This is a genomic window from Cellulomonas sp. (assembly GCF_035634735.1).
GTDB lineage: Bacteria > Actinomycetota > Actinomycetes > Actinomycetales > Cellulomonadaceae > Cellulomonas.
In genome coordinates, this window is sequence record NZ_DASQCJ010000240.1 from 1 (window position 1) to 16,221 (window position 16,221).

General features: G+C 75.1%; 17 protein-coding genes. 9 read left to right on the forward strand and 8 right to left on the reverse strand.

Annotation, left to right across the window (positions count from 1 at the left end; translation table 11 throughout):
• Window positions 1–150: 150 nt before the first annotated feature.
• Complete coding sequence (gene pepN / locus VER05_RS19835; protein ID WP_324847027.1) at window positions 151–2,790, reverse strand: aminopeptidase N; 2,640 nt, start codon at window positions 2,788–2,790, stop codon at window positions 151–153.
• Between the two features lie 237 nt (window positions 2,791–3,027).
• Here pepN and VER05_RS19840 point away from each other — a divergent pair, with 237 nt between their 5' ends.
• The 3 genes from VER05_RS19840 to VER05_RS19850 all read left to right on the forward strand — a co-directional run bounded on the left by VER05_RS19840 (window position 3,028) and on the right by VER05_RS19850 (window position 5,041).
• Window positions 3,028–3,651 (forward strand): DsbA family protein, encoded by a 624-nt coding sequence (locus tag VER05_RS19840; RefSeq protein WP_308161150.1) that lies wholly within the window; start codon window positions 3,028–3,030, stop codon window positions 3,649–3,651.
• Between the two features lie 63 nt (window positions 3,652–3,714).
• Window positions 3,715–4,272 carry a hypothetical protein gene (locus VER05_RS19845; RefSeq protein ID WP_324847028.1) on the forward strand — a complete coding sequence of 186 codons (558 nt, stop codon included), beginning with the start codon at window positions 3,715–3,717 and terminating at the stop codon, window positions 4,270–4,272.
• Between the two features lie 40 nt (window positions 4,273–4,312).
• Window positions 4,313–5,041, forward strand: coding sequence for a hypothetical protein (locus tag VER05_RS19850; RefSeq protein ID WP_324847029.1), 729 nt, complete (start codon window positions 4,313–4,315; stop codon window positions 5,039–5,041).
• Here VER05_RS19850 and VER05_RS19855 read toward each other — a convergent pair.
• Together VER05_RS19855 and VER05_RS19860 are read right to left on the reverse strand one after the other, a co-directional pair.
• Window positions 5,024–5,296 (reverse strand): hypothetical protein, encoded by a 273-nt coding sequence (locus VER05_RS19855; RefSeq protein ID WP_324847030.1) that lies wholly within the window; start codon window positions 5,294–5,296, stop codon window positions 5,024–5,026. The two genes, VER05_RS19850 and VER05_RS19855, sit on opposite strands and share 18 nt — an antisense overlap.
• Complete coding sequence (locus VER05_RS19860; protein WP_324847031.1) at window positions 5,293–7,269, reverse strand: M13 family metallopeptidase; 1,977 nt, start codon at window positions 7,267–7,269, stop codon at window positions 5,293–5,295. The genes VER05_RS19855 and VER05_RS19860 overlap by 4 nt, the downstream gene beginning before the upstream one ends.
• Before the next feature lie 122 nt (window positions 7,270–7,391).
• Between VER05_RS19860 and VER05_RS19865 the strand changes: the two genes are divergently transcribed.
• Window positions 7,392–7,844, forward strand: a complete 453-nt coding sequence (locus VER05_RS19865) for a ribose-5-phosphate isomerase (protein WP_324847032.1) — start codon at window positions 7,392–7,394, stop codon at window positions 7,842–7,844.
• 16 nt (window positions 7,845–7,860) lie between these two features.
• Here the strand turns inward: VER05_RS19865 and VER05_RS19870 are convergent, their stop codons facing one another.
• Complete coding sequence (locus VER05_RS19870) at window positions 7,861–9,138, reverse strand: GNAT family N-acetyltransferase (RefSeq protein ID WP_324847033.1); 1,278 nt, start codon at window positions 9,136–9,138, stop codon at window positions 7,861–7,863.
• 108 nt (window positions 9,139–9,246) lie between these two features.
• Here VER05_RS19870 and VER05_RS19875 point away from each other — a divergent pair, with 108 nt between their 5' ends.
• The 4 genes from VER05_RS19875 to VER05_RS19890 are packed head-to-tail and all read left to right on the forward strand — an operon-like array spanning window position 9,247 to window position 11,438.
• Window positions 9,247–10,341 carry a PP2C family protein-serine/threonine phosphatase gene (locus VER05_RS19875; RefSeq protein ID WP_324847034.1) on the forward strand — a complete coding sequence of 365 codons (1,095 nt, stop codon included), beginning with the start codon at window positions 9,247–9,249 and terminating at the stop codon, window positions 10,339–10,341.
• Window positions 10,342–10,343: 2 nt separating this feature from the next.
• On the forward strand, window positions 10,344–10,673 hold the full coding sequence (locus VER05_RS19880; protein ID WP_324847035.1) for an MGMT family protein: 330 nt from the start codon (window positions 10,344–10,346) through the stop codon (window positions 10,671–10,673).
• Between the two features lie 40 nt (window positions 10,674–10,713).
• Window positions 10,714–11,025, forward strand: coding sequence for a nucleotidyltransferase family protein (locus tag VER05_RS19885; protein ID WP_324847036.1), 312 nt, complete (start codon window positions 10,714–10,716; stop codon window positions 11,023–11,025).
• Complete coding sequence (locus VER05_RS19890; protein WP_324847037.1) at window positions 11,022–11,438, forward strand: DUF86 domain-containing protein; 417 nt, start codon at window positions 11,022–11,024, stop codon at window positions 11,436–11,438. Before VER05_RS19885 ends, VER05_RS19890 begins: the two co-directional genes overlap by 4 nt.
• A gap of 149 nt (window positions 11,439–11,587) precedes the next feature.
• On the opposite strand, the gene VER05_RS19895 is transcribed toward VER05_RS19890, so the two are convergent.
• Window positions 11,588–13,123 (reverse strand): MFS transporter, encoded by a 1,536-nt coding sequence (locus VER05_RS19895; RefSeq protein WP_324847038.1) that lies wholly within the window; start codon window positions 13,121–13,123, stop codon window positions 11,588–11,590.
• Between the two features lie 139 nt (window positions 13,124–13,262).
• On the opposite strand from VER05_RS19895, the gene VER05_RS19900 reads away from it, so the two are divergent.
• The gene (locus VER05_RS19900) at window positions 13,263–13,949 is read left to right on the forward strand and encodes a TetR/AcrR family transcriptional regulator (protein ID WP_324847039.1); all 687 of its coding nucleotides are present in this window, start codon (window positions 13,263–13,265) and stop codon (window positions 13,947–13,949) included.
• Window positions 13,950–14,068: 119 nt separating this feature from the next.
• Here VER05_RS19900 and VER05_RS19905 read toward each other — a convergent pair whose 3' ends face one another.
• From VER05_RS19905 to VER05_RS19915, 3 genes are all read right to left on the reverse strand, one after another.
• Window positions 14,069–14,563: a CoA-binding protein gene (locus VER05_RS19905; RefSeq protein ID WP_324847040.1), complete on the reverse strand. Its 495-nt coding sequence runs from the start codon at window positions 14,561–14,563 to the stop codon at window positions 14,069–14,071.
• Entirely contained in the window at window positions 14,563–16,023 is a 1,461-nt protein-coding gene (locus tag VER05_RS19910; protein ID WP_324847041.1) for an O-acetylhomoserine aminocarboxypropyltransferase/cysteine synthase family protein, read from the reverse strand. Before VER05_RS19910 ends, VER05_RS19905 begins: the two co-directional genes overlap by 1 nt.
• A partial coding sequence (locus tag VER05_RS19915) for a hypothetical protein (protein ID WP_324847042.1) occupies window positions 16,023–16,221 on the reverse strand: 199 nt, incomplete at its 5' end. The genes VER05_RS19910 and VER05_RS19915, both read right to left, overlap by 1 nt.

A 16,221-nucleotide genomic window follows, 5' to 3' on the forward strand; every position in this document is an offset into this window, starting at 1 on the left:
GCGGAATCACCGATCTCGCCCGCCCCGCGCCCGCCCCGCGCCCGCCCCGCGCCCGCCCCGCGCCTCCCGGGGACGACGACGCGCCCGGCTCCCGCCCCCCCGCGAGCGGGGAGGGGGCGCCGGGCGCGTCGGGCCGGGCCGGGGTGCGGCTCAGGCCTCGTGGTAGTGCCGGTCGGCCGCCTGGGCCGCCAGCAGCCGGCGCACGCCGTCGCGGGCCTCGACCACCAGCCGGCGCAGGGCCGGCGCGGCGTCGGGGTGCGCGGCGAGCCACGCGTCGGTCGCCCCGGCCACGTCGACCGCGCCCTCGCCGGCGTCGTCCGCCAGCTCGGTCGGGTACAGGCCGGTCACGATGTTCTGCGCCATCTCGTTCGTCTTCTCGGCCCAGACCCGCTCGAGGACCTCGAAGTACGGCGCCACGAACGGGCGGAGCAGCGCGCGGTCGTGCACGCGGCCGAACCCGCCGATCGTCGCGGCCTGCAGGGCGTTCGGCAGCGCGTCGGACTCGACGACCGCGGCCCAGGCGGCGGCCTTCGCCCCGGGGGTCGGCAGCGCGGCGCGGGCGGCCGCGGCGGCGCGCTGGCCGGTCGCGGTCGGGTCCGCCTCGAGCTGGGCGTCGATCTCGGCCTCGCCGGCGCGGTCGCCCGCGACCAGCGAGGTCAGCAGCTCCCAGCGCAGGTCGGTGTCGATCGACAGGCCGTCCAGGCGGGTGCCGCCGTCCAGCAGCGCCGCCACGGCGTCGAGCTGCTCGGTGGTCGACGCCCGGGCGGCGAACGCCTTGACGAGCTGCAGCTGGGTGTCGCTGCCGCCCTCGGCGTCCGTCGCGAGCGTCCACAGCGCGTCCGCCGCGGCGACCTCGGTGGCCGGGCGGTGCTCGGACGCCACGTACAGGTCGAGCGCCGTGTGCAGCTGGCGCAGCAGCACGAGGACGACGGAGGAGTCCGTCTCGTGCGCGATGTTGCCGAGCAGCAGGTCGACGTAGTCGCGCGCCGGGGTCTCGCCGTCGCGGGTCGCGTCCCAGACCGCCGCCCAGACGAGCGTGCGGGGGAGCGACTGGGTGAAGTGGCCGAGGTGCGCGATCGCGGTGGCGAGCGACCGCTCGTCGAGCCGGACCTTCGCGTAGGCCAGGTCCTCGTCGTTCAGCAGCAGCAGGTCGGGGCGCTTCGCGCCGACGAGCTCGGGCACCTCGGTGCGCTCGCCGTCGACGTCGAGCTCCACGCGGACCGTGCGCTCCAGGCGCGTCTCGCCGGCGTCGTCCGCGACCACGTCGTAGCCGCCCACCACCAGGCGGTGCGGGCGCTGCACGGGGTGCGTGGCGGGCACCTCCTGGCGCACGGCCAGCGCGGTGATCCGCTCGACGCCGTCCTCGCCGACCTCGGAGGCGATCTCCGGGCGCAGCAGGGTCACGCCGGACTGCTCCAGCCACAGCGCCGACCAGGCGGACAGGTCGCGGCCGGAGGTGGCCTCGAGCTCGGTCAGCAGGTCGCGCAGCTCGGTGTTGCCCCACGCGTGCTTCGCGAAGTAGCGCCGGACGCCCGCGAAGAACTGCTCCTGGCCGACCCAGGCGACGAGCTGCTTGAGCACGCTCGCGCCCTTGGCGTAGGTGATGCCGTCGAAGTTGACCTCGACGTCCTCCAGGTCGCGGATGTCCGCGGCGATCGGATGCGTGGAGGGCAGCTGGTCCTGGCGGTAGGCCCAGCCCTTCTCCAGCGACGAGAACGTGGTCCAGGCCGTCGTCCAGCGGGTCGCCTCGGCGGTCGCCAGGGTGGACGCGTACTCGGCGAACGACTCGTTCAGCCACAGGTCGTCCCACCAGCGCATGGTGACCAGGTCGCCGAACCACATGTGCGCGAGCTCGTGCAGGATCGTCACCGCGCGGCGCTCGACCGTGGCCTCCGGCACCTTGGACCGGAACACGTACGACTCGAGGAACGTGACCGCGCCGGCGTTCTCCATCGCGCCCGCGTTGAACTCCGGCACGAACAGCTGGTCGTACTTGGCGAACGGGTACGGGAAGTCGAACTGCTCCTCGTAGAACGCGAAGCCGGCCCGCGTGATGTCGAGGATGTTGTCGGTGTCGAGGTGCTGCGCGAGCGAGCCGCGGCAGTAGACGCCGAGCGGGATCGTGCGGCCGTCCCGGGACGTGAGCTCGCCGTGCTCGTGGTGGTACGGGCCCGCCACGACGGCGGTGATGTAGGACGCGATGCGCGGCGTGGGCTCGAACGTCCAGGTGGCGGTGCCCTCGTCGCGGCCGCCGTTGCGGTTGGTGCCGCCCTCGACCGGGACGGGCTCGCCGACGGCGGGGGAGTTCGACACGACCACCCAGTGCGCGGGCGCCGTCACGGTGAACGCGAAGGTCGCCTTGAGGTCGGGCTGCTCGAAGACGGCGAACACGCGCCGGGAGTCGGCGACCTCGAACTGCGAGTACAGGTACACCTCGTCGTCGACCGGGTCGACGAACCGGTGCAGGCCCTCGCCGGTGTTCATGTAGGCCGCGTCGGCGACGACGACGACCTCGTTCTGCTCGGCGAGGCCGTCGAGCCGGATGCGGGAGTCGGCGACGACCTCGGCCGGGTCGAGCTCGGTCCCGTTGAGCACGACGCGGTGCACGGCCGGGGCGATGAGGTCGAGGAACGTGCCGGCGCCGGCCTCCCGGGCCGTGAACCGGACGGTCGTCGTCGAGGTGAACGTCACCGGCCCCGTCGTCAGGTCGAGCGCCACGTCGTAGGACTGGACGTCGACCAGGGCGGCCCGGGTGCGGGCCTCGTCGCGGGTCAGGTTCTCTGCGGGCACGCGGGGTCTCCTCGTGGAACGTCGGTCGCAGGTCTGCGGTGGTCAGGCTGGCTGACCGTCGCCGCATCATTCCACCAACCGGCGGGTGCGTGCGTCCGAGGTGCCGGCCCCCGGCGCCGCCCCCACGTGACACGGCCCCCCGGTTCCGGGGCATGATGGCGGACGGTGCCGTCGAGCCGAGGGCGCCCGCGTCCGCGCGCACGCACCCCGACGTCGACAGCCCGAGGAGCCCTCCCAGTGACCGACACGACCGCGCCCGACCGCGACACCGCCGACTTCTGGTTCGACCCCGCGTGCCCCTGGGCGTGGATGACGTCGCGCTGGATGACCGAGGTGCAGCGGGTCCGCGACGTGGACGTGCGCTGGCACGTGATGAGCCTGTCCGTGCTCAACGAGGGCCGGGACCTGCCCGACGAGTACCGCGAGCTGATGGACGACTCCTGGGCGGCCGTGCGCGTGCTGACCGCCGCCAAGGAGCTGTACGGCGCGGAGCACCTCAAGCCGCTGTACGACGCGCTCGGCACCCGCCGGCACCCGGGCGGCCGGAAGGACACCTGGGCGATCATCCGGGAGTCGCTCGACGAGGTCGGCCTGCCGCAGTCCCTGCGGGCGTACGGCGACACCGACGAGTTCGACGAGCAGCTGCGCGCCTCGCACGCCGAGGCCATCGCGCTGGTCGGCGACGAGGTCGGCACCCCGGTCGTGGCGGTCAACGGCACCGCGTTCTTCGGCCCGGTGATGACGCCGGCACCGAAGGGCGAGGAGGCCGGCCGGCTGTGGGACGGCTTCGTGCTGATCACCGGCGTCCCCGGCTTCTACGAGCTCAAGCGCACCCGCACCAAGGGCCCCGTCTTCGACTGAGCGCCGGCCGCGCGCCCGCCCCCCGGGCCGCGCCCGCACCCGCCCCACCCCCGGAGGTAGCAGATGGCAGCCCTCGCGAACCTGAGCCGCGGCGTCAAGATCTTCCTGGCCGTCGACGTCGTGCTGGTCCTCGTCCTGGTCGTCGCGGCGATCGTCGTGCTCGGCGGCGGCTCCGACGACGGCGGCGCGACCGCGAGCCCCTCGGCCCCCGCCTCGCAGGGCGCGTCCGGCGCCGCCACCGAGGGCGCCACGTCCGGCGCGACCAGCGACGTCGCGACGTCGTTCGCCTCCCCGACCGGCAACATCGCGTGCACCATGTCGCCCGACGGCGTGACCTGCACGATCGCGAACATCCAGTACCAGGTGCCCGCGTCCGAGGGGTGCACCGGCACGACCGGGCACACCGTCGTGCTCAACGAGGCGGACGGCGTCACGACGCCCTGCGTCGAGGGCCCGGCGCCGGCGCCGGCCTCGGCGGACACCCCGGTGCTGGAGTACGGGCAGACGCAGACGGTGGGCCCGTACACCTGCACGAGCGGGTCGAACGGCATGTCCTGCGTCATCGACGAGACCGGGGCCGGGTTCCGGGTGGCGACGGCGGCGCTGACGACGCTGCCGTGACCGGTCCCGCGCGGACGCGCCGTCCGACAGGACGGACCCCATGAGCGACGCAGCGCCCGAGGGGCCCCGGGTCGTCCGGCGGGCCCCGGTGGTCCTGGCGGTCGTCCCGACGTGGGCGGACACGCACGCGTTCCCGGCCGCTGCCGTCGAGGCGTCCCGGCCGCGCGCCGGGAGGTGGGGACTCGGCCTCGTGCTCGGCCTGGTGCTCGGCGCCCTCGTGCTCGCGGCCACCTCGGCGGTCGACCTGCCCGGCGGCGGCGAGGTCCGGGTGACGTGCCTCGTCCTCGGGGTCCTGGCGCTGGCGGTGCTCGCCACGCACGGCCATCCCGCCGGGTACCTGGTGGGCGCGGGCATCGGGGCGGCAGGCGGCCTCGTCGCGGGCTCCGGGGCTGCGGTCGGCGTCGGGGTGGTGTGCGGGGTGCTGGCGTGGCCCGCGTGGGTCGGCTTCCGCGCGCGCAACCGGTGGTGGCCGCGTCTGGAGGCGGTGCTGCGTGAGCACCGGCGGGTCGACGGCCGCGTCGTCGGGTCGCGCGCGGTGTCGGACTACCCGCCCCGGCTGCGGACCACCGTCGAGTCACCGGACGCACCGGGGGTGTCGTGGACGGTCGACGTGCAGACGAGCCCGCGGGTGCAGGTCGCGGTCGGCGACCCGGTGGCGATGTGGCTCCGGCCTGCGGATCCGGGTGCGGGCGTGCTGGTGCTCTCCGAGGACGTGGTCGGCCTCGCCGCGAAGACCTCCCGGGGCGGCGGCTCAGCGCAGCAGGTCTGACCGCGGGGTCGTCCGGGCGGGATCGGTGACCGGCGGCGCCGACTCGGCCAGGGTCCGCACCTGGCTGTCCCTGAGCCGCCAGCGGAGCGGGTCGTGCGCCGCGAGCTCGGTCGAGGCGGCCTCGTCCACCCGGCCGGCCCCACTCGTCGACGAGGCGCGCGGCGTCCTCGGGACCGTCGAGCCACCCGGTCGGAGCACCACGCGCGAGGGCCCGGGGCGGACGTGCCGCCACAGGCCCTCGCGCGCGGGCGTCACCAGATGCGCACGCGCTCCTCGGGCGCGAGGTACAGCCCGTCGCCCTCCTGCACGCCGAACGCCGTGTAGAACTCGTCCACGTTCCGCACCACCGCGTTGCAGCGGACCTCGTCCGGGGAATGCGGGTCGACCGCGAGCCGCCGGATGATCTCCTCGTCGCGGCCCTTGGCCCGCCACACCTGCGCCCAGCCGAGCAGCACCCGCTGGACGCCGGTCAGGCCGTCGACCTCGGGCGCCTCGTCCAGCGACGAGCCCAGGGCGATCCGGTAGGCCTTGAGCGCGATCGACAGGCCGCCGAGGTCGCCGATGTTCTCGCCGATGGTGAGCGCGCCGTTCACGTGGTGCGATCCGTTCAGCTGCGCGGGGGAGAACGCGTTGTACTGCTCGATGAGCGCCGAGGTGCGCTTCTCGAACTCCGCGCGGTCGGACTCGGTCCACCAGTCCTCGAGCCGGCCCTGACCGTCGTACTTCGAGCCCTGGTCGTCGAAGCCGTGGCCGATCTCGTGGCCGATGACCGCCCCGATGCCGCCGTAGTTCACGGCGTCGTCCGCGTCGGCGTCGAAGAACGGCGGCTGCAGGATCGCGGCGGGGAACACGATCTCGTTCATGCCCGGGTTGTAGTAGGCGTTGACCGTCTGCGGGGTCATGAACCACTCGTCGCGGTCGATCGGCCTCCCGATCTTGTTCAGCTCGAAGTCCTGCTCGAACGCGGACGCGCGGCGGACGTTGCCGACCAGGTCGTCGGCGTGGACCTCGAGGCCGGAGTAGTCGCGCCACTTGACCGGGTAGCCGATCTTCGGGGTGAAGGCGTCGAGCTTGGCGAGCGCCTTGGCCTTGGTGTCCTCGCCCATCCAGTCGAGGGCGGTGATCGACTCGCGGTACGCCTCGACCAGGTGGCCGACGAGCACCTCCATGCGCTCCTTGTGCGCCGGCGGGAAGTGCCGGGCGACGTAGACCTCGCCGACGGCCTCGCCGAGCACGCCCTGCACGAGCGAGACGCCGCGCTTCCACCGGTCGCGGAGCTCCTGGGCGCCGGTCAGCGTGCGGCCGTGGAAGTCGAAGTTGGCCTCGACCAGCTCGGACGACAGGTACGGGGCCCGCGCGGTGATCGCGTGGTAGGCGAGCCAGGCCTGCCAGTCCTCGGCCGGCTCGGAGGCCCACAGGGCGGCGAACGCGGTGGCGAACGACGGCTCGCGGACCACGAGCTCGTCGAGCGCGCCCGCCGGGGCGCCCAGGGCGCGGGCCCACGCCGCCCAGTCGAAGCCCGGCGCGGTGGTCGCCAGCGCGGCGAGCGTCGTCGGGTTGTAGGTGAGGTCGGCGTCGCGGTCCTTCACGACGTCCCAGTGCCCGGCGGCGATCTTCGCCTCCAGCGCGACGACCCGGCCCGCGGCCTCGTCCGCCGCGGCCTCGTCCGCGGACCAGCCGCCGAGCCGGAGCATCCGCGCGACGTGCGGGCGGTAGGCGGCCAGCACGGACGCGTACTGCTCGTCGCGGTAGTACGACTCGTCGGGCAGGCCCAGACCGGACTGGTACAGGTAGACGACGTACCGCTCGGGGTCCTTGGCGTCGTTGTCGACCCAGAACCCGGTGCCGGCAGCGGCGCCCGTGCGCTGCAGCGCGCCGAGCACGTCGGTGAGGGCCTCCGGCGTCGTCGCCCCGGCGATGGCCTCCAGGTCGGGGCGCAGCGGCTCGGTGCCGGCGGCCTCGACGGCGTCGGTGTCCATGAACGACGCGTACAGCGCGCCGATCTGCGCCTGCACTCCGGTCGCGTCGGCGGCCTCGCCGGCCTCGACGATGATGTCCCGGACCTGCTCCTCGGCCTGGTCGTGCAGCGCGCGGAACGAGCCGTCCATCGCCCGGTCGGCGGGGATCACGTGCTCGGCGACCCAGCGGCCGTTGACGTGCGCGTACAGGTCGTCCTGGGGGCGGACGGCCGGGTCGAGGGCCGAGGTGTCGATGCCGCTGCGGGTCATGGTCGAGGGGGGTCCCTTCCGGTCGGGCAGGCGCGCGAGCGCGCACCGGGAGCCAGCCTAGGTCGCGGGGCCGTCCGCGGACAGGCGGGGTCGGCGGCGGCGGTGTGGGGCAAGATGGCCCCATGCGTATCCATGTCGCCGCTGACCACGCCGGGTTCGAGCTCAAGGTCGCGCTGGTCGAGCACCTGCGCGCCGCGGGGCACGACGTCGTCGACCACGGGGCCGCCGAGTACGACCCGCAGGACGACTACCCGGCCGTCTGCTTCGCCGCGGGCGAGGCCGTGGTCGCGGACCCGGGCAGCCTGGGCGTCGTCATCGGCGGGTCGGGCAACGGCGAGCAGATCGCCGCGAACAAGGTCGCCGGCGTGCGCGCCGCGCTGGCGTGGAACACCGACACCGCGCGGCTCGGCCGGCAGCACAACGACGCGAACGTCGTGGCGATCGGCGCCCGGCAGCACTCGGTGGACGAGGCGCTGGAGCTGGTCGACGTGTTCGTGGACGAGCCGTTCTCGCAGGACCCGCGCCACCAGCGCCGGATCGACCAGCTCGCGGCGTACGAGGCCGCGCGCGCCTGACGCGTCGTTCCTCGCCTCAGAACACCCAGGGGCACACCGGGGCGACCGGCCAGCCGAACGCGGTCGCCGCGCGGTGCAGCGCGTCCGGCCGGGCCGCGGTGACCTGCCCGGCGGCGGCCAGCGCGGTCAGGCTGCGCCCACCCAGGTAGGCGGCGCCGAGCTCGCGCACGTCGAGCTCCAGGTCCGGCTCGGCCGACCCGGCCGGCTCGACCCGGGCGCCGTGCGTGCCGTCCGCCCCGGCCTCGCCGGTGACGAGCCGCCACGCGCCGTCGTTCCCGGGCAGCAGCGCGTCCCGCACCCGGAGCACCACGTCCAGCGGCGCGGCGTACCGGCGCCCGGCGAGCGCGGCGGGCACGTCGAGCAGCCGGACCCACAGGTTGTCGCTCACCTTCGGCACCGGGCGGCGGGTGTCGACCAGCAGCGCGAGCAGCGGGTCGTCGACGGGCAGCATGCCGGTGGCGACCGTCGCCGTCAGGTCCAGGTCCAGCAGCATCGACCACAGCCGGTGCGCGGCGGCGGCGTCCACCGAGGCCGCGAGCCGCACCTGCACCGCGTACTCCGGGCCGCCGTCGGCCCAGGTCTGGGTGCGCCGCAGGATCGCGAACGCCCGCGGGGACCCGTCGGCGGCGTGCACCGTCACCAGCCGCGCCGGCTCGTTGCCGTGCCGCCAGGCGACCGGGTCGGCGACCGCGATGCGGCGCAGGGCGTCCGAGCCGCGGCGGATCCAGCCCGGCCGGCCCGCGCCCGCCGCGGCGTACACGTCCTCGACCAGACCCTCGTGCGCCGCGGGGTCGAGCGTCGCGAACCGGACCGTCAGGTCGGCGGACCCCGGCACCGCCCGCAGCGCGGCGCCGCGGGCCAGCGTCAGCCGGACGCTGTCCGAGGCGGAGCCGTAGCCGTACCGGCCGTAGATGCCGGGCTCGGCGGCGAACAGCGCCGACACGGGCTCGCCGCGGCCGAGCGACCGGTCGAGGTGCGCGCGGATCATCGTCGTCAGCAGGCCGCGCCGCCGGTGGTCCGGCCGCACCCCGACCCAGGTCAGCCCCGCGCACGGGACCGACCCGCCCGGCGTGGGCAGCGTGAACGCGTAGGAGCCGTGCACGGCGACGATCTCGCCCGCCCCGGTCTCGACGGCGACGGCCCGGTCCAGCGGCACCGCGAACGGCACCTCGGCGTCGTAGGCCGGGTCGCGGGCCGGCTCGGCGAAGGCCGCGGCGTCGACGGAGCGGTACTCCTCGACCCGGTCGGCGGTGATCTCGAACAGGCGGTACCCGGTGGTGGTCGCGGCGCTCATGGCGGCCATCCTGCTGGTCGGCGCCGCCGCGGGTCACGCGATTTCGCCCGCCGACCCTGACGTCGCGGCACCTGGCCGCGCCCTCAGCCTGCTGGGTACCCTCGCGGCGTGACACCCGCCGCGCCCCGCCGCCGGGCCGCGAGCGTGCTCGACCGGGTCCGGGCCTGCCTGCGCCGGTACGGCGTCGGCTCGCAGCCCGCGCTCACCACGATGCTGGTCGGCCTGACGCTGCTGGCGTCCGCGGGCATCGTGTGGGCCCGGCCGTGGGTGCCGCCGTCGACGTTCATCCTCATCGAGCTGCTCGGCGCCTTCCTGCTCCGGATGCGGGGGATGGTCGTGCTGTGCGCGGCGATCGTGGCGCAGTTCGTCGCGATCCCGCTCGCCGGGCTGGGCGAGTTCACGCCGGGCACCTTCGTGCTCCAGGGCATCGCCATCGGGGCGCTGCTGGCGTTCGCGGCGCACCGCGAGCGGCTGGGGCTGCAGGGCGCGCCCGGCGAGCTGATGCTCGTCGACCTCCGGGACCGGCTCGCCGCGCACGGCGCCGTCCCGCCGCTGCCCGCCGGCTGGACCGTGCAGACGGCGCTGCGGTCGGCGCACCGCGAGGCGTTCTCCGGCGACTTCGTGGTCGCGGCGCCGCGGCTGGGCGGCACCGTGCTGGAGATCGCGCTCGTCGACGTGTCGGGCAAGGGGCAGGACGCCGGGGTGCGCTCGCTCCAGCTCTCCGGCGCGCTGGCCGGCCTGATCGGACAGCTGCCGGCGCCGGACTTCCTGCCCGCGGCGAACGCGTACCTGCTCGCCCAGGACTGGGACGAGGGGTTCGCGACCGCGGTGCACGTCAGCCTGGTCCTGGCGACCGGCGAGTACACCGTGTACTCCGCGGGCCACCTGCCGCCGGTGCACCTGCGCGCGGGGTCCGGCGCCGTCGACCTGGTCCCCGCGCGCGGCGGCCCCGCGCTCGGCGTCCTCGACGGGGCGGCGTTCCCGTCGGTGCGCGGCCGGGTCGACCCCGGCGACGTCCTGCTGCTCTACACGGACGGGCTGGTCGAGACGCCCGGCCGCGACCTGGACCTCGGGATCGACCGGCTGCGCGGCGTCGTGGAGGGCGTGCTGTCCACCGGCCGCGGGGACGCCGAGGACGTGATCGCGCGGGTCGGGGCCGGCGAGGGCGACGACCGGGCGCTCGTGCTGGTGCGGAGGGGCTGAGGGTGGACGAGGCGTACCTGGAGGCGGTGCTCGACGTCGTCGACGCGATCCCGTCGGGCCGGGCGATGACCTACGGGACCATCGCGGAGGTGGTGGCCGACCGGTTCGTCGCCGAGGGGCTGCCCGCGCGCGGCGGCCCGCGGCAGGTCGGGCAGATCATGTCCCGCGGCGGGTCCGGGGTGCCGTGGTGGCGGGTGGTGAACGCCTCGGGCGCCCCGCCGGCGCACCACGCCCGGGCCGCGCTGGAGCACCTGCGCGCGGAGGGCACGCCGCTGTCGGCGGACGGGACGCGGGTGGCGCTGCGCCGGGCGATCTGGTTCCCGGACGACTGACCCGATCGCTAGCCTGGTGGTCGGAGCCGGAGGAGGAGCCGTGCAGCGAGACCTGCCGAGGGACGCGCTCGCGCGTCACCACGACGCGGTGCTGCGCGTGCTGACCGACCACGGTGTGGTCGCGGCCGGGGTGTTCGGCTCCGTGGCGCGAGGGGAGGACGGCACGGACTCGGACCTCGACCTGATCGTGCACTTCGGGCCGGGCGCGCCGCGGGACCTCGTGGCGCTGACCGCCGCGCTGGAGTCGTTGACCGGTGTCCGGGTCGACGTGGTCGACGACGAGGCGGTGCTCGAGAGGGCGGGCCGGACCGGAGTGGGCGGCCGGATCCTCGCCGAGACCGTCCCGCTGTGACGCCCGAGGAGGCGGAGCGCGTGGTCGCGCTGGCGGAGGAGCTCGACACGGCCTCCGTGATCGCCGCGGACGCCGGCGGGCAGCGCCCGGTGTGGTTGCGGCTGGCGGCGGAGCGGGTGGTCGAGCGGATCCACCAGGCGGCGACGGCGCTGGACCGCGAGCAGGCCGAGCGCTACCTCACCCCGGAAGACCTGCGCCGGCTGCGCGGCATGCGCAACCGGCTGGCGCACAACTACCTCGCGGTCGACGAGGCCGTGCTGTGGCGGTCGCTCGCCGACGACGTCCCGGCGGCGCGGGCACGGTTGGCGGACGACCTCCGAGCGGCCAGCGTCGTCGTCGCCGAGGCCCGCGGCGTCGCGGACGACGCCGACGCGTGGCGCGCCCGCCACCTGCGTCCGCTCGACCCGTCCTGATGGCGGGGCCTCGGCTCCTCCCCGCCACCCCCCCGCGCCGAGATAGGACCCTCGGGCCGAGGTAGGACCGTCCGGGGTCCTATCTCGACGCGGGAGCCCTATCTCGGCGATCGGCTCGAGCGTGCGGGCGCCGGCCCGTCGCGCCGGCGTCAGTGCGCCGCGACCGGCGCCTCCGCCGGGGTGCCCGCCGGGGCCGGGGCCAGCACCGCGCGGGCCTGGCGGTCGGCGCGGGTGCGGAACAGCAGGGCCGCCATGACGGCGCCGCCCGCGAAGATCACCGCCGACCAGGCGTACGCGGTGTCGAAGCTGTGCAGCGCGGCCTGGGCCGCGACCTCGGGCGTGACCGGGGTGTGGTCCGCGAGGTACGCCGAGGCGGCCGTCGCGGCGAGCGTGTTCAGCAGGGCCGTGCCGATGGCGCCGCCGACCTGCTGGCTCGTCGACACCAGGGCCGACGCGGCGCCCGCGAGCCGGGGCGCGACGCCGAGGGTCGCGAGCTGGAAGGACGCCGGCATGATCGACGCCATCCCCATACCCATGAGGATCAGCCCCGGCAGCACGTGCGCGGCGTAGCTGCTGTCCAGCTCGAGCCGGGTGAACGTGAGCATCGCGACGGCCGCGAGCAGCATGCCGATGGGCACCAGCACCTTGGGCCCGAACCGCGGGATCAGCAGGTTCGACTGGATCTGCGCGGTGACGATGATCGACAGCACCATCGGCAGGAACGCGACGCCGGTCCGCATCGGCGTGTACCCGAGCGTGGTCTGCAGGTAGTAGGTCAGGAACAGGAACACGCCGAACATGCCCGACCCGGCGACGAGGATGCCGAGGAACGACGCGCCGCGGTCCCGGTCCACCACGACGTCGAGCGGCAGCACCGCGTTCGGGGCCGTCCGCTGCCGGACGACGAACGCCACGAGCAGGACGGCGCTCGCGGCGAGCGAGCCCCAGGTGAGCGGGGAGTCCCAGCCCTGCGGCTCGGCCTGCGAGAAGCCGAACACGAGGGCGAACAGCCCGGCCGAGCCGAGCACGACGCCGGGGACGTCGAGGCGGTGCCCCGCCGCGCCGCCGGCCCGGGGGAGCAGCATGCTGCCCGCGACCAGGGCGATCGCCGCGATCACCACGTTGACGTACAGGTTCCAGCGCCAGTCGAAGTTCTCGGTGAGGTAGCCGCCGAGCAGCAGGCCGATGGCGCCGCCCATGCCGGCGATCGCGCCGAAGATGCCGAACGCGCGGGCGCGCTCCTTCGGCACGGTGAACGTCGTGGTGAGCACGGACAGCGCGGCGGGGGCGAGCACGGCGCCGAACACGCCCTGGAGCGCGCGGGCCGCGACCAGCAGCTCGAACGTGCCGGCGGCGCCGCCGAGGGCCGAGGCGACGGCGAAGCCGACCAGGCCGATGAGGAACATGCGGCGGCGGCCGAACATGTCGGACAGCCGGCCGCCGAGCAGCAGCAGGCTGCCGAAGGCGAGGGCGTAGGCGGTGACGATCCACTGCCGGTCGTTGTCGCTGAAGCCGAGCTCCGCCTGGGCGGAGGGCATCGCGATGTTCACGATGGTCGCGTCGAGGACGACCATCAGCTGCGCCAGGGCGACGGTGGCGAGGACGAACCAGCGGCGCCGGTGCGGGACGCCGGCCGGGCCCGCGGCGGGGGCGGCGGGCGTGGCGGGTGCGGCGGGTGAGGACATACGGGTGCTCCGGTCGGGACGACGGTGTGGGGGGATGGCACGACGGTAAACCAGGACCGGCCAGTTTCGAAACCCCCGAGTCTCGATTTGTTTCCGGGCGGCGCGCCAGGCATGATGGGCGTCGTCGAGAGGAGCCCGGATGGCCGCGCGCGAGGACGCCGCCGCCGTCGGCGTGCCCACCGCGGCCGCGCCCGCGGACGAGCCGGCCCGCCGTCCCGGTCGGCGCCGCGACGACTCGAAGGACGAGCTGATCCTCCAGGCCGCCCGCGAGCTCCTCATCGAGCGCGGCTACGACGGCATGACGATGGACGCCGTCGCCGAGCGCGCGGGGGCCGGCAAGTCGACGGTCTACCGCCGCTGGTCGTCGAAGGTGCAGCTCACGGTCGACTGCCTGCTGTGCGCGAAGCAGGTGACGATCGACGAGGTCCCCGACACGGGGTCCATCCGCGAGGACCTGCTGAGCATCTTCGTGCGGGCGAGCCGGATGAAGAGCGACGACCTCATGACCGGCCTGATCTCGGCGGTCCGCGACGAGCCCGAGGTGCGCGAGGTGTTCCACGAGCAGTTCGTCGCCGGCCGGGTGCGGCTCGCGCGCGAGGTGCTGGAGCGCGCACGGCTGCGCGGCGACACGGCGCCCGGGGTCGACCTCGACATGGTCGCGGCGGTCGCGCCGGCGATGGTGCACTACCGCAAGGTCGTCGCGCACCGGCCGATGGACGCGGAGTTCGCCGAGCGGCTGATCGACACGATCATCCTGCCGCTGGCCACGGGCCGGCCGGCGGACGCCGCCGCGGGGGAGCAGACGCTCCTCGCCGACGCGCGCTGACCGCGCTGCGCGCCCCGCCCCGCGAGCCCCGCGCGCGCAGAGCACGCCGAGATGGCAACTCTCGGCTGTCACGGGGTCCTCCCGCGCAGCCGAGAGTTGCCATCTCGGCGGAGGGGGTCCTACGCCAGGGCGCGCCTGCTGCTGATCACGCCCGTGTCGAAGCCCGCGAGGTGCAGGCCGCCGTGGAACCGGGCGTGCTCGATCTTCACGCAGCGGTCCATGACCACCGTGAGGCCGGCCGCCTCGCCGCGCTCCGCGACGTCCTCGTGCCAGGAGCCGAGCTGCAGCCACAGGGCCTTCGCCCCGACCGCCAGCGTCTCGTCGAGGACCGTCGGCAGGTCGTCGTGCCGGCGGAACACGTCCACCAGGTCCGGCACGACCGGCAGCGCGTCGAGCGACGGGTACACGGGCTGCCCGAGGATCTCGGTCTCGCGCGGGTTGACCAGGTAGACGTCGTACGGCGTGCTGGACAGCAGGTACGTCGTGACGAAGTACGACGCGCGCGCCGGGTTGTTGGACGCGCCGACGATCGCGATCGACCGGGTGCGGCGCAGCAGCGCCAGGCGCTCGGGCGCGCTCGGCCCCTGCCAGGTGCGCTCGGGGGTCGTGGTCATCAGTTCGCCTCCGGGACAGAGCAGGACGCGCCGCCGGCGATGCCGCCGACGCCGGTGACGGCCGCGCCGACCGCGGTGGCGGCGGGGACGGCGGGGACGGCGGGCCGGGCTGCGGCGGCCGCGGCGCCGTCGGTGGCCCCGTCCGACGCCTCGCGCGGCGCGGTGGCCGCGGTGAGCGCCTGGTCCAGGTCCCAGAGGATGTCCTCCGGGTCCTCGAGCCCGACGCTGATCCGCACCAGGTCCTCGGGCACCCCCGCCGTGGCGAGCTGCTCCGCGGACAGCTGCTGGTGCGTGGTCGACGCCGGGTGGATGACGAGCGTGCGCGCGTCGCCGACGTTGGCCAGGTGGCTGGCGAGCTGCAGGTTCTCGATGAACCGGCGCCCGACCTCGCGGCCGTCGCGGTCGGCGGTGGCGGCGAGCCGGAACGCGAACACCGAGCCGGGGCCGAGCGGCAGGTAGCGCTGCGCGCGGTCGTGGTGCGGGTGCGACGGCAGGCCGGCCCACTGCACCGACGTGACGCGGGGGTCGGCGTCCAGCCACTCGGCGACGGCCCGTGCGTTGGCGAGGTGCGCGTCGAGCCGCTGGGGCAGCGTCTCCACGCCCTGCAGCAGCTGGAACGCCGACTGCGCGGACAGCGACGGACCGATGTCCCGGAGCTGCTCCGAGCGGAGCTTGGTGAGGAACCCGTACTCGCCGAAGTTCTCCCACCACTTCACGTCGTTGTACGACGGCACGGGCTCGGTCATCTGCGGGAACTTGCCGTTGCCCCAGTTGAACCGCCCGGACTCGACGACGACCCCGCCGAGCGTGGTGCCGTGCCCGCCGAGGAACTTGGTGGCGGAGTGGATGACGATGTCCGCGCCGTGCTCGATCGGCCGGACCAGGTACGGCGTCGACAGCGTGGCGTCGACGACGAGCGGGACGCCGGCGGCGTGCGCGACCTCGGCCAGGCCGGCCAGGTCGGCGACCTCGCCCGACGGGTTCGCGACGACCTCGGTGTAGACGGCCTTGGTCTCCGGGCGGATGGCCGCGGCGTAGGCGGCCGGGTCGGTGCCCGCGACGAACGTGGTCTCGACGCCGAACCGGCGCAGCGTCACGTCGAGCTGGGTCACCGTGCCGCCGTACAGCTGCGCGGAGGCGACGATGTGGTCCCCGGCCCCGACCAGCGCGGCAAACGTGATGAACTCCGCCGCCATGCCGGACGCCGTGGCGACGGCCCCGATGCCGCCCTCGAGCGACGCGATCCGCTCCTCGAACGCGGCCACCGTCGGGTTGCCGAGCCGGGAGTAGATGTTGCCGTACTTCTGCAGCGCGAACAGGTTCGCGGCGTCGGTGGTGTCGGTGAACACGAACGACGTCGTCTGGTAGATCGGCACGGCGCGCGCGCCGGTGGCGGCGTCGGGGATCGCCCCGGCGTGCAGGGCGCGGGTGCGGAAGCCGAAGCGGTGCTCGGAGCTCATCAGCGGGTGGCCTCCTCGGCCGGGTCGAGAGCGGTGGGCGCGACGATAGCCCCGGATCGCAGCAGCGCGGCGACCTGGTCCACGGCCCAGGGGTTCTGCAGGGAGGTGACGTCGCCGAGCGCCCGGCCGTCGTGCAGCTCGGCCAGCAGCCGCCGCATGATCTTGCCGGACCGGGTCTTGGGCACCTCGGGGACGAGG